At 68.1% G+C, this 12,892-nt stretch carries 8 protein-coding genes; 6 read left to right on the top strand and 2 right to left on the bottom strand.

Annotated features, from left to right (window positions below; translation table 11 throughout):
* Positions 1 to 9 precede the first annotated feature (9 nt).
* Positions 10 to 2,079 (bottom strand): acyltransferase family protein, encoded by a 2,070-nt coding sequence (locus tag BLV57_RS38345; protein ID WP_091298414.1) that lies wholly within the window; start codon positions 2,077 to 2,079, stop codon positions 10 to 12.
* A 636-nt stretch (positions 2,080 to 2,715) separates the two neighbouring features.
* On the opposite strand from BLV57_RS38345, the gene BLV57_RS38340 reads away from it, so the two are divergent.
* Together BLV57_RS38340 and BLV57_RS38335 are read left to right on the top strand one after the other, a co-directional pair.
* On the top strand, positions 2,716 to 4,290 hold the full coding sequence (locus BLV57_RS38340) for a beta-N-acetylhexosaminidase (RefSeq protein WP_091298410.1): 1,575 nt from the start codon (positions 2,716 to 2,718) through the stop codon (positions 4,288 to 4,290).
* Positions 4,291 to 5,688, top strand: a complete 1,398-nt coding sequence (locus BLV57_RS38335) for a carboxylesterase/lipase family protein (protein WP_091298407.1) — start codon at positions 4,291 to 4,293, stop codon at positions 5,686 to 5,688.
* Between the two features lie 54 nt (positions 5,689 to 5,742).
* On the opposite strand, the gene BLV57_RS38330 is transcribed toward BLV57_RS38335, so the two are convergent.
* On the bottom strand, positions 5,743 to 9,114 hold the full coding sequence (locus BLV57_RS38330) for a glycosyl hydrolase 2 galactose-binding domain-containing protein (RefSeq protein ID WP_091298404.1): 3,372 nt from the start codon (positions 9,112 to 9,114) through the stop codon (positions 5,743 to 5,745).
* Positions 9,115 to 9,385: 271 nt separating this feature from the next.
* Between BLV57_RS38330 and BLV57_RS38325 the strand changes: the two genes are divergently transcribed.
* Genes BLV57_RS38325 through BLV57_RS38310 form a run of 4 tightly spaced genes read left to right on the top strand, consistent with a single transcriptional unit; the run spans position 9,386 to position 12,867 of the window.
* Positions 9,386 to 10,243 carry an ABC transporter permease gene (locus tag BLV57_RS38325; protein WP_091298402.1) on the top strand — a complete coding sequence of 286 codons (858 nt, stop codon included), beginning with the start codon at positions 9,386 to 9,388 and terminating at the stop codon, positions 10,241 to 10,243.
* Between the two features lie 11 nt (positions 10,244 to 10,254).
* Entirely contained in the window at positions 10,255 to 11,262 is a 1,008-nt protein-coding gene (locus BLV57_RS38320) for an ABC transporter substrate-binding protein (protein WP_091298399.1), read from the top strand.
* A complete protein-coding gene (locus BLV57_RS38315) occupies positions 11,259 to 12,053 on the top strand; it encodes an ABC transporter ATP-binding protein (protein ID WP_091298398.1) in 795 nt (264 codons plus the stop codon). Before BLV57_RS38320 ends, BLV57_RS38315 begins: the two co-directional genes overlap by 4 nt.
* Before the next feature lie 10 nt (positions 12,054 to 12,063).
* Entirely contained in the window at positions 12,064 to 12,867 is an 804-nt protein-coding gene (locus BLV57_RS38310; protein WP_091298395.1) for a hypothetical protein, read from the top strand.
* Positions 12,868 to 12,892 lie beyond the last annotated feature (25 nt).

Here is a 12,892-nt window from a genome sequence, read left to right as displayed (position 1 = left end):
CCACCCGGGTCAGAACAGCCCCAGCGCGGCCGCGAGCGGGCCGCTCAGCGTGCGCACGTAGGTGTTGGTGAGGTGGTTGTCCCGGTAGACGACGACGTTGCCGATCACCGCGGGGCACGACGTGCCGTCGCAGAGCCAGTTCGTCATGTCGACGATCCTGACCCCGCTGAGCCCGTCCGCGGCTTCGGCCAGCGGGTCGCCCTCGGACGGGAAGGCGGCCTGCCGCCGGGTGTCGCAGGCGGCGCGATCGGGGTTGCGCTGCAGGCAGGCGGGCACGCTGAGCGAGGGCCGCGGGATCTCCCGGATGACCGCGACGGGGATGTTCGCTTCGCTCAGCCTGGTCAGCACCGTGCGGTAGCCGTCGACCAGCACCGACCGCGACGGCCAGGTCCACTCCAGGTCCTCCACATAGGACTGCGGGGACATGGCCGCCGTGATCACCAGGTTCGGGCGCAGCGCGACGACCGACTCCAGCGCCGTCTGATTGAAGTCGGCGCAGTTGGTCAGCGGGATCCCGGCCTCGCTCGGCGCGGTCGCGGTGAACGGGCAGCCGTTGCGGACGACGACCTTGAGCCGCCAGTCGGTGTGCTTGCCGACGTACTCGGCGAGCGCGGTGCTGTACATCGCCGCGTGCGAGTCACCGAGCAGCACGACGGTCTTCGTCGCGTTCGGGTTGCCGTAACCACACGCCGAGCCGGTCAGCTTGTTCTCGAAGTCGTAGGTGGCGCAGCCGGGGCGGTCGAGCAGCGGGAAGTCGTCGCGGGCGATCGCGGGATCTGGAACGATCGGGACGCCGGTCGGCACCGGGCTCGGCTCGACGGGGGACAAGGCGAGTGCGCCGGGGTGCTTGTTCGTGAGCGCGGAGCGGGCGGCGAGGTCGTCCAGCTTGGCCTGCCCGAAGTGCCAGGGAACGGTCGCCACGATGACGCTCGTCGCCACCATGGCCACCCCGAGCAGATAGGTGACGCGCCGTCGTTTCGGCTTGCGGAACGGGTCTTCGATGAAGCGCTTGGACGCCGCCGCGAGCGCGAAGCTCAGCGCGGAGGCGACCACTACTTGGAACGCGCTGAGATGGGTATTCCCTGACTGCTCCAGCAAGAAGACGATGACCGGCCAATGCCAGAGGTACAGGCTGTACGAGATGTCGCCGATGTAGCGCAGCGGCGGCACGCTCAGGTAGGGCGTGATCTCGGCGTAGGTGTGCTCGTTCCCGTCACCCGCGAGCAGGAGCGCGACCGTGCCGAGGGTCGGGATCGCGGCGATCCAGCCGGGAAAGGCCATCTCGGTCGTCAGTGTCACGGCCGAGACGACGACGGCCGCGAGGCCGATCCAGCCGAGCAGCAGCTGCGCGAGCCCGCCGAGGCGGAGCCGGTGCAACGCGATCGCCGCCAGTCCGCCGATGCCGAGTTCCCACATCCGCGTCGGCGTGATGAAGTACGCGGCCCCGTGGTGAGCGGGCGTGAACAGCACCGAGAACGCGAACGACACCACGCTCACGAGCACGACCGCGCCGAACGCCCAGCGCGCCGGATTCGCCTTCTTCCGGGCCGCGAGCACGGCGCTGGTCAGCAGGATCAGCGGAATGACGAGGTAGAACTGCTCCTCGACCGCCAGCGACCAGAAATGCTGTACCGGCGAAGCCGTCGCGGTGGCGTGCGCGTAGTCCGAGGACAGGACCGCCAGCGTCCAGTTCTGAACGTTCAGCGCGGCCGAGACGACCTCGCGGAACACATCCGGCCAGCGGGAAACCGGGGCCAGCAGCACGGTCGCGGCCACGGTGACCAGCAGCACGGCCGTCGCGGCAGGCACCAGGCGGCGAAGGCGGCGAGCGTAGAACTCGAGCAGGCCCAGGCGACCGGTACGGCGGATCTCGCTGGTTAGCGTGCCGATGATGAGGAAGCCCGAGATGACGAAGAAGACGTCGACGCCGATGAAACCGCCTGGGAGCCAGGTGGGCCTGAGGTGGTAGAAGACGACCAGGCCGACGGCGAGCGCACGCAGGCCTTGGATGTCGAGGCGCTGGGCGGGCTTCTGGGGCCGGGCGGGTGAGCCGGTCACGGCATCAAGGACGGCGGCCACTCGAGTGCTCCCGTTCTCCCGACAACGCAAATCGAGAGCAACAGGACTTGTCACTCTAACGGCGAGCAGGATAGATGGTCGCTCTCGGTCGTCGCAGGCGAGGGGCTGGTTGACGCCGCAGAGGGGCCGTGAGTGCTTTGACCGGTTAGAGCCAGCCGGTTTTTGGCGGTCTACGCCTGGCCTGGGCTTGGCTGGTCGGTATGAACGGGGCTTGTGTCACGCTCAGCGGAACGACAGTGACTTATGTGTGGTGGTGTGTGGGAAACGAGGCGTTCAACGCTCCGTTTCCCATGCGCCGGGCCCCGGTCTGGGTGACACGGGCGGCCTTTGTCACCCACAGCGTTGCAAGGGCGGCCCTTGTCACGTGCCCAGGGTGGATGAGTCCGAGCGAGTGGAAGAATTTCTGCATCTAACGGAGCAAACCTTCCACTCGCGCCGAGACTCGCGTGGTCGGTCGCCAGGTACCGGTCCGTTAGAACCGGCCGCAGCACTCACGACCCCGGTCCGACGGGGAGGGGGCGGACGCCTGGTTCGGGGCTACCCGCTCTGGTTGAATCAGGTCAGCGACTTCGGGACAGCACGCCGCACTCTCCCCAGCTCGCTCCTTGGAAGCTTCCTGAACCATGGAGGATCTTTATGAGCTCGTCCAGAGTGCGGCTCGTGCTCGCTGCGCTGCTGCTGGCCACTTCGGTGCCGTTAGGGTCCGGGACCATGGCAGCAGCGGCTCCCGGTCCCGTTCCGTTCAGCAGCATCGTCCCGGCGCCTGCCAGCGCGGTCCAGACCAGTGGGGTGACCTACACGCTGCCGTCCAGCGTCGCGATTTCGACCGATGTGCCGGGCATCGGGGACCAGCTGGCCGCGACGCTGCGGAAGTCGACCGGGTACGCCATTCCGGTGCACACCCCGCCCGCCGCCGACGGGATCCAGCTGCTGCTGTCCGGGGCTCCCGCGAGTGTGGGTGACCAGGGCTACCAGCTCGACGTGACCGCTGACGGGGTGACCGTCCGGGCGAACAAGGCGGCCGGGCTGTACGCCGGGGCGCAGACGTTGCTGCAGCTTTTCCCGCCGCAGGCGCAGGGGAGCACCGTGACCGCGGGGCCGTGGAAGCTGACCGGCGGGAAGGTCGTCGACCAGCCGCGGTTCGGGTACCGGAGCGCGATGCTCGATGTGGCGCGGCATTTCTTCACGGTCGCGCAGGTGAAGCGGTTCATCGACGAGATCGCGCGGTACAAGCTGAACTACTTCCACCTGCACCTGGCCGATGACCAGGGCTGGCGGATCATGATCAACGGCTGGGAGCGGCTGGCCACCTACGGCGGCAGTACGCAGGTCGGGGGCGGCGCCGGCGGGTACTACACACAGGCCGAGTACGCCGACATCGTCGCCTACGCGCAGTCGAAGTACATCACCGTCGTGCCCGAGATCGACATGCCGGGACACACCAACGCCGCGCTGGCGTCCTATGCCGAGCTGAACTGTGATGGCAAGGCGCGGCCGCTGTACACCGGGACCGATGTCGGGTTCAGCTCGCTGTGCACCTCGAAGGAGATCACGTACACCTTCCTGGACGCCGTGGTCGGGCAGCTCGCGGCGTTGACGCCCGGTCCCTACCTGCACATCGGCGGGGATGAGGCGAAGTCGACGCAACCGGCCGACTACAAGACCTTCATCAACCGGGTGCAGCAGATCGTGCTCAAGCACGGCAAGAAGCCGATCGGGTGGCACGAGATCGCGAACGCGACGCCGGTCGCGGGCGCGGTGGCGCAGTTCTGGGACACCAACACCAGCAACACCGCGGTGGCCAACGCGGTCAAGAACAACGGCACCAAGGTGCTGATGTCGCCCGCGAACCGCGCGTACCTGGACATGAAGTACACGAGCAGCACCTCACCCGGTAACGACTGGGCAGGCACGATCGAGGTCAAGAAGGCTTACGACTGGAACCCGGGCGCCTACTTGAGCGGGGTCGGGGAGTCGGCTGTCGCCGGCGTCGAAGGTCCACTGTGGACCGAGACGATCAAGACCATGGGCGACATCGAGGTCATGACCTTCCCGAGGCTGGTCGGGCTCGCCGAGCTCGGGTGGTCGCCGCAGAGCACGCACAACTGGACGGCGTTCAGCAAGCGGCTCGCGCAGCAGGGGCCATTGTGGAAACTGCTGGGTATCAAGTACTACAAGTCGCCTCAGGTGACCTGGCCGTCAGGATCGTAAGTGACGTTCGTTGATCGACAGCTCGCCGACGGGATCGTCCGTGGTGTGGAACGCGATGGTGTCCAGCTCTTCCTGGGCCTGCCGTACGCCGCGCCGCCCGTCGGCGAGCTGCGGTTCCGGGCCCCGCGGGCGGTCACGCCGTGGGCGGGGGTCCGGGACGCGCTGGAGCTTCCGCCGATGGCGTTGCAGCCCGCGCTCACCGGGAAAGGGCTTGTCGGCGGTGAGGACTGTCTCTACCTGAACGTCTACGCGCCCGCCGCGCCCGGGCCCTACCCGGTGCTGGTGTGGATTCACGGCGGTGGCGGGGTGATGGGCTCGCCGAACCAGTTCGACGGGAGCGCGTTCGCGCGCAACGGTGTGGTCGTGGTGACCATCGCGTATCGGCTCGGGGTGCTCGGCATGCTCTACCGGCCGGATATCGCGGACGTGAACGTGTCCACCTTGGACCAGATCCGCGCGCTGGAATGGGTGCGGGACAACATCTCCGCGTTCGGCGGCGACCCGGCCCGGGTCACGCTCGGCGGCCAGTCGAACGGCGGGCGTACGGTCGGGACGCTGCTCGCGGTGCCCGCCGTCGACGGGCTGATCCGGCAGGCGATCATCCAGAGCGGCACCGGCGTCGGGTCCGTTGTGGACACTCCGGAGGAGGCCGCGAAGATCGCGGACGCCGTCCAGGCCGAGGCGGGCGGCGAGCTGCGTGAGCTGCCCGCCGAGGAGATTGTCGCGGCGCAGCAACGGGTCGGGCTCGCCTCGGGCACCATGGTGACCTACCGGGTGGTCGTCGACGGGACCGTCCTGCCCCGGCGTCCCGGTGAGGTGAAGGCCAAGGTTCCGGTGCTGATCGGGACCACCCACGACGAGCAGGACCTGTTCCACATGCTGACCAGGGGCGGCGCGCGGCTGCTCGGGAGCGGCTCGACCGTGCTGAATCCCGAGGAGCTGGCCAAGGCACGGGCCGCTTATCGCGCGCTGCTGCCGGACTGGCCCGCGGAACTCGCCGAGCGGCACGCGTTCACCGCGGGGGACTGGTGGATCCCGGCGATCCGGTTCGCCGAGGCGCAGGACCGTCCCGTGTGGATGTACCGGCTGGACTGGCGGATCAGGCCGTTCGGCAAGGGAATGGGCGCGCCGCACGGGCTCGACCTGGCGTTGATGTTCGACGACGTCCGGAACGTGAACTGGCGGTACCTTTTCGGGGCCCGTAAGCCCGATTGGGACCGGCTGCAGGCCGTCGCGACGGAGATGCACTCCGCGTGGGTCCGCTTCATCGCGAGCGGGAATCCCGGCTGGCCCGCGTACACCCCGGAATCGCGTACCACAAGGCTGTTCGACGACGTCTCGTCTACTGTGGACGATCCGGATCGGGAGCAGCGTCTCGTTTGGACGACTACGGGATAAAGCGGGCTTTATCCCGGGAAAGAGCACCCGGGATAAAGCCCGCTTTATCCCCGATTACGCCGTGATCTTGTCGACGTTGGGGCCGCCGTTGGCGGTGGTGGCCACCGCCTTGATCTTGTTGACGCCCGCGGTCAGCTGGACCGTGACCGTCTTGGTCACCCAGGTCGTCCACGCGCCGGTGCCGGGGAACGAGACCCCCGGGGACACCACCGTGCCGTTGACCGAGATGTCCATCGGCCGGTTGGCCGTGGTCCCGTTCGCGAACCGGAACACCACGTTCGCGGTGCCGGCGGCCGCGGCGTTGACCGTCCACTCGACCGAGCTGCCGACCACGTTGTCGTAGTTGACGAACCCGCTGCCGGTGAACCCGGCGTGGTTCGACTCCACGACGCCGTTCACGATCGTCGCGTCCTCGGCCTGGTAGTCCACCGGCGTGCCGGGGTCACCGCCGCCGCTGGTCTTCGCCTTGACCTCCGCGCTGTACGCGGACACGTTGCCCGCCGCGTCCTTCGCGCGCACCTTGAAGCTGTATTCGGTGTTGGCCGCGAGACCGGTGGCGATGAACGTGGTGCCCGAGGTGCTGCCCGCGTCCGCGCCGTTCACCTGGATGTCGTACCCGGTGACGCCCACGTTGTCGGTCGAGGCGTTCCACGCCAGCGCGACGCTGGACGAGGTCACGCCGGTGCTCTGCAGGCCACCGGGCACGGTCGGCGCCTGCTGGTCGCCACCGCCGCCGCCACCGGCCGGGACCGTCTGCGTGGCGGTGTTGTAGCCGGTGACACGCACGGACGGGGAACCGCCCTTGAGGTCAGCCGTGCGGTACGTGGCGGTGAGCGTGGTCTGCTCGCCGGGCCACAGGCTGACCGCGTTGTCGTTCCACTGGATCGGCAGCACCGGGGTGCTGCCCACGACCACGTGGGCGTCCAGGTAGAACGCCGGCGTCTTGCCGGTGCCGGTGTTCTTCAGGGTGACCTTGGTGGTGGTCGTGTCACCGGAGGTGGTCGAGCTGGCGCTCGCGGAGACCGTGGTCTGCGCCAGCGAGCTCAGGCCGGTCAGGTTCGCCGACGACGACATCGGCGTGTAGTACCAGTCGGTGCCGCTCCAGTTGAGCGCGTCCTGGGTGCCCGACGACAGCCAGTACACGTTGCGGCTGACCTCGGCGCCGGACGAGTCGGTGAGCACCAGCTTCGCCAGGTACGTGGTGGACAGCCCGCTGACCGACGGGATGGTCAGCGCGGTGGCCTTGCCGCCGTCACCGGGGACCGACACGTTCGCCGTCTGGCTGAACTTCTCGGTGCCGTCGGTGTTGTACAGCTTGACCGAGGCGGTGAGCCCGCTCGCGGTGCCGTGGTTCTTGTTGATCACCACGACCGACTTGGTGTCGTACGAGTACTGGATGTGGACCGGCTCGTTGGCCTTCTTGGCGCCGTAGTAGCTGCCGCCCTGGTCCATGTAGCGGTCGAACAGCTGCCAGTGCAGCGAGGTCCAGCCGCTGTTGAGCATCCAGTAGATCAGGCCCGTCGAGGGGTTCGACGAGTCGGTGAAGTTCCGCGCGTGCGACTCGTACTCGGCGCGGATGTTCTCGTACTGCGCCAGCTGCGCCTTCTTCACCCATTCCTGCAGGCTCGACGAGTTGCCGTAGCGGGCGTTGAGCGCGTTGCCGAACAGCTTCAGGTTGGCGAAGGTGGACGACTGCGAGCGGTGGTACTGCGCCGTCGACGGGCTCTTCCACATGGTGTCGAGCTCGCTCGCCGACATCATCCGGTTCAGCGTGTCCATCGTCGGGATGTCGACGCCCGCGCTGGTCTCGGAGTTGAAGCCCCACGCGCCACCGGAGTCGGCGTGCGCCTTGTCGTACCAGTACACCGGCGGCACGTAGTCGTACGGGCCGTTCATCTTCATGCCGGAGCTGCCCAGCTGCGGCGAGGACTTCGCCGACGCCGCCGGGATCACCGGGACGGAGAAGTCGGCCGCGTTGATCGCGTCCAGGTACTCCTTCTCGATGGTGCCGTTCGGCGCGAAGTCACTGCCGATGTGGAAGGACATCACGCTCGGGTGGTTGCGCAGGCGCTCGGCCTCGCCGGTCATCGAGAGCTTCGCGGTCACGTGGTCGGCCGCGGTCCACGCCTGGCCGTTCTCGCCGCCGCTGCCGCCTTCCCACTTGTCACAGCATTCCCAGCCGGGCATGGTCAGCACGCCCAGCTCGTCGGCCATCTCGAAGAACTCGTCCGGCTCGATGTGGCCTTCCAGGCGCACGGTGTTCATGCCCATGTCGAGCACGTACTTGAGCCGGTCCTTGGCGATGACCGGGTCCCAGCGCAGGAACAGGTCGGGCGAGTAACCGCCGCCGAGCACGAGCAGCGGGCGGAAGTTGATCGTGTACAGACGGCCCTTGTCCTTGATCGGGGCCTTGATGTCCCGCACGCCGAAGCGCTCGTTCTCCACGTCCGACGCCGCGCCCGCGACGCTCGCGGTCAGCTTCAGGTCGTAGAGGTGCTGGCCGCCCATGCCGGCGGGCCACCAGACGTCCGGGTTGTCGATGCCGACCGAGCCGAACGTGACGGTCTTCTTCTCCTTGGCGGCCAAGGAGACGTTCTGGCTGATCGCGACGCCGGCGACGGTGCCGGACACGGTCGCGGTGACCGCGGCGCTCGAGTCGTTGCGGACGTCGACCTTGGCGGTCAGGTCCGCGTGCCCGAGGTTCGTGGCCAGCTTGGTGTTCACGTGCGCGCCGCGCAGCGCGACCGGGCCGCTGCGGCGGACCAGCAGGTCACGCACGATGCCCATGTTCTGGTCCGGCGGGGTCTGCGCCCAGTCGATCCAGCCCATGGTCAGGTCGGCGTTCGGGTTGTTCGGGTAGATCTTCAGCGCGATCGCGTTCGCGCCCTGCTTCACCTGCGCCGTGATGTCGAGGTCGTGGCGGGTGTAGGCGCCCCTGACCTGAGCCGAGTCCGCCACCTTCGTGCCGTTGACCCAGACGTCCGCCCTGGACAGCACCCCCGAGAAGTCGAGGTAGGTGCGCTTGTCGGTCGAGTCCACGTTCAGATCGGCCTTGTACCACCACGGCACCGAGAAGTCCGCCTTGTTGACGTTCTTCATGTTGGTCGAATAGAACGGGTCGGGGTACTTGCCGTTGGCGAGCAGGCCCGCGTAGACCGTCGAGCGGGACGAGACCGGCACCCAGCCGCTCGTCGGGAACCCGGGCTTGGTCACCGCCGAGTCGTCGCTCACCTTGGAAGAGGACTGGATGAGGTAACCGGGGATGGGGGTCGCGGTGCCCGCGTCCGCGGCCACGGACAGCGCCGTGACCGGGGCCGGCTGGCCGGTGGCGGACGGCACGGCGGCGACGCCGCAGACGGCGACGGCGAGCGTGGTCACCGCCAGTAACCGGATCGGGGTTCGGGAGAATCTCTGCCGGAACTTCACGAGCGCGCCTCCTCAGGCACACGGCGGCGGGGGAAACATGGGAGGTTATTGTTAGGAAAGTTCCCTAACAATTGAGTGATGCTAGACCCCGTCAGGAGGTCAGACAATGGTTGACTTGCGGCGGATCGTCGGGTTCTGTGACTGCGCCGCCGGGCTCCCGGTGAGCGGGACGGGTCGCGACGCGTCGTGCTTGACCAGTCTGTTTCGCAGTGTCTAGGGTGGCGCTGAAAGCGCTTTCTCGGCAGCGTTGCCCTCGAGGAAACGGAGCGCGATGGTCGCCCGCATCGACGATCTGACCAGGCGGAAGTCCGCCACGCCCGCGAGCGCGGGGCGGCAGGGCCGGTTCGGCGCGTTCGTCAAGCGGAGCTGGCCTCCGGTGGCGCTGCTGGCGGCCTGTTTCGTGCTCTGGTGGGTGGTCACGGCGGCCGGGCTGGTCAAGCCTTATCTCGTTCCGTCACCGGGCGACACGCTCCGTGTCATCCTCGACAAGCCCGGCTACTTCGGCTTCCACACCTGGGTGACCACCTACGAGACCGTGCTGGGCTTCGGGATCGCGATCGTGGTCGGCGTGCTGGCCGCCGTGCTGATGGTCTCCTCGCCCGCCGTCGAGAAGACGGTCTACCCGCTGCTGCTGTTCGCACAGGTCATCCCGAAGATCGCCATCGCGCCGCTGTTCGTCGTCTGGCTGGGGTTCGGGCTCACGCCGAAGATCTTCGTGGCCGTGCTGATGGCGTTCTTCCCGGTGGTGATCTCGATGGTCACCGGGCTCAAGTCGATCGACCCGGAGATGCTGCAGCTCTCGGCCACCATGGGGGCGGGGCGGGGGCAGACCTTCCGCAAGATCCGCTTTCCCGCCTCCCTGCCGTATTTGTTCTCCGGGCTGAAGATCGCCGCGACGCTCGCCGTCACCGGCGCGGTGGTCGGCGAGTTCGTCGGCGCCAACGCCGGGCTCGGCTACGTCATCCTGCAGGCCAACGGAAACCTGGACACGCCCGTGCTGTTCGCCGGGCTGTTCATCATGTCGCTGCTCGGGGTCGTGCTGTTCGTGCTGGTGGAGGTGCTCGAGTACTTCGTGCTGCCGTGGCACGTGAGCCGCCGCTCGGACTCCGGCGCCGTCGCCACCATCTGAAGGGAAGACCGATGAAGCTCCGCGTGTTCATAGTGGCCTTGCTGGCGTTGACCGCCGCCTGCGCGCCGTCGGTCGAACCTGCGAAGGAGTCCACGGGTGACGGGCTGGACAAGGTGACCCTCACGCTGAACTGGTACCCGTACGGCGAGCACGCGCCTTTCTACTACGGCAAGAAGAAGGGCATCTTCGCCAAGCACAAGATCGACCTGAACATCCAGGCAGGGCAGGGCTCGCAGAAGACCGTGCAGGTGACCGGCGGCGGGCAGACCGACTTCGGCTGGGCGGACACCTCCGCGCTGCTCGGCGGCGTCGGGCAGGGCATGCCGGTGAAGAGCGTCGGCGTGTTCCTGCAGAAGACGCCGTCCTCGGTGCAGTTCTTCTCGGACAAGAACATCACCAAGCCCGCCGACCTCAAGGGCAAGACCATCGCGTCCACCGCGGGTGACGCGCTGACGAAGACGTTCCCGATCTTCTTGAAGGCCAACGGGATGAGCGAGAGCGACGTCGTCATGCAGAACACCGACGCGGCGGGCAAGATCGCCGCGGTGCTGGCGAGCAAGACCGACGCGCTGCTCGGCTACGCGACCGACCAGGGCCCGACGATCGCCGAGAAGGCGGGCAAGCCGGTGTCGTCGCTGAAGTACGCCGACTTCGGGCTGAGCTACTTCAGCAACGGCCTGGTGGCGCAGGACAAGACGATCGCGGACCGCAAGGAGCTCGTGCGGCGCATGGTCGCGGCGACCACCGAGGCCTGGACGGCGGCGAGCGCCGACGTTCCCGGAGCGGTCGAGGCGATGGCGGGCGCGTCCGAGCAGCTGCCGTCCGCGAAGGTGCTCACGGACCAGTTCACCGCCACCATCCAGCTGCTGCACACCGACGCGACCAAGTCGCTGCCGCCGGGCGTCAACGACGAGGCTGACTGGAAGAAGACGATCACCGTCTTCGCCGACGCGGGCCTGATCAAGACCGCCGAGGCGCCGTCGAAGTACTGGGACGCCAGTTTCGCGGTGAAGGGATGAGCATGACGGCCAGCCGGGTGGCGGACCTGGTGTCGTTGGCGGACGTCGGCGTTTCCTTCCGTACCAAGCGAACCGACGTCACGGCGCTGCGCGACGTCTCGCTCTCGGTGCGGCCTGGCGAGTTCGTGTCCATCGTCGGGCCGTCCGGCTGCGGCAAGTCGACGCTGCTGAAACTGGTGTCGGGTCTGCTGCGGCCGTCCAGCGGAACGGTGTCGCTGCTGGGTTCGCCGGTCGAAGGCCCGCGTCGCGACATCGGCTACGTGTTCCAGCGCGCGGCGTTGCTGGAATGGCGCTCGGCGCGCAAGAACATCTTGTTGCAGGCGGAAATGCGCCGCCTGCCCGCGGCGGAGGCCCGTCGCCGGACGGACGAGCTGATCGAGATGACCGGCCTCACCGGCTTCGAGGACGCTTACCCGCACGAGCTGTCCGGCGGCATGCAGCAACGCGTGGCGCTGTGCCGCGCCTTGCTCCACAAGCCCCCGGTCCTGCTCATGGACGAGCCGTTCGGCGCGCTGGACGCGTTGACGCGCGAGCACATGAACGTCGAGCTGCGGCGGATCTGGGCGGAGACGGGCACGACCGTCCTGCTGGTGACGCACTCGATCGCGGAGGCGGTGTACCTCGCGGACCGGGTGGTCGTGATGACCGCGCGGCCGGGCACGATCGAGGAGATCATCCCGGTGGAGCTGCCCGCCGAGCGGGACTACGTGCGGACGGTCGCGGAACCCGAGTTCGCGAAGGTGACGGCGCGCATCCGGAACCTGCTCGGCGCGGCCTCGGCGAGTGACTAGCCTGCGCGGTATGTGCGTTTCGAGCGACGTGGCCGAGTTCAGCGGGACGACCCTGTACGGCGGCCGCTGTGAGCACCCCGAGCATGGGCGCATCGAGGTGCTCGGTTACCAGAACACCGCGGAGAACCTGGCCGGTGGCCCCAACGCGATGCTGCTGCACGTGTCCACCTCGGGCATGCGGCCGGACCAGTTCATCCCGGTCGGGCGGCACGACGACATCCTGGCGCGGATGGCCGCGGCGACCCGCCCGGTCGCCGCGGCGGGCGGCATGGCCTGGATGGGCGCCGACGACGAGGTGACCGTGTTCGAGCACGACATCTACACGGTCGTCCTCGCCGAAGACCCGCTGCGCGTGCCCGCCGCGCTGAGCCGGGTCGCCCCGCACAAGCGTCCGGTGCTCAAGCCGGAGCTGCTCGAGTTCTACGCGGATGTGTTCCCCGGCCGTTCGATCGCGCTCTGCTGTTTCGACAACGCCGACGCGCACCGCGCCAAGCCGCTGCTGATGTGGTACCGGCCGTCGGAGCCGGACCGTATCGTGTTGCCCGCGCTGGATTGTCACACCGGGGGCGTGCCGGATCTCCGGACGCCGGTCGCGACGGACCATTACCTGGTCTTCGGCACCGATGACGCCGAAGACTGGGGTGAGGAGGTCCGCTACGAAGACGGCATGCGGCACAAGCTGCGCGCGTTCCTGCCCGACCGCGTGGTCGGGGTCCAGGCTGAGGAAACCTTGCCCAATGGGGATTTCGCGATCGACTACGACGACCTGCTCCGCGCCGACCTCGGCCGCATCACCCGCCTCCAGCCCGCTTGACGTCGTGAGTGTTTTGGCCGGTTAG

The organism is Amycolatopsis xylanica, from assembly GCF_900107045.1.
GTDB lineage: Bacteria > Actinomycetota > Actinomycetes > Mycobacteriales > Pseudonocardiaceae > Amycolatopsis > Amycolatopsis xylanica.
Note: the sequence above shows the minus strand (reverse complement) of the source record. Positions and strands in the feature narration are given on the sequence as shown.

Bases quoted from the DNA above. Each gene is read 5' to 3' on its own strand.
- BLV57_RS38315 (WP_091298398.1), top strand. From the start codon at position 11,259: ATGAGCATGACGGCCAGCCGGGTGGCGGACCTGGTGTCGTTGGCGGAC.
- BLV57_RS38325 (WP_091298402.1), top strand. From the start codon at position 9,386: ATGGTCGCCCGCATCGACGATCTGACCAGGCGGAAGTCCGCCACGCCC.
- BLV57_RS38340 (WP_091298410.1), top strand. From the start codon at position 2,716: ATGAGCTCGTCCAGAGTGCGGCTCGTGCTCGCTGCGCTGCTGCTGGCC.
- BLV57_RS38310 (WP_091298395.1), top strand. From the start codon at position 12,064: ATGTGCGTTTCGAGCGACGTGGCCGAGTTCAGCGGGACGACCCTGTAC.
- BLV57_RS38320 (WP_091298399.1), top strand. From the start codon at position 10,255: ATGAAGCTCCGCGTGTTCATAGTGGCCTTGCTGGCGTTGACCGCCGCC.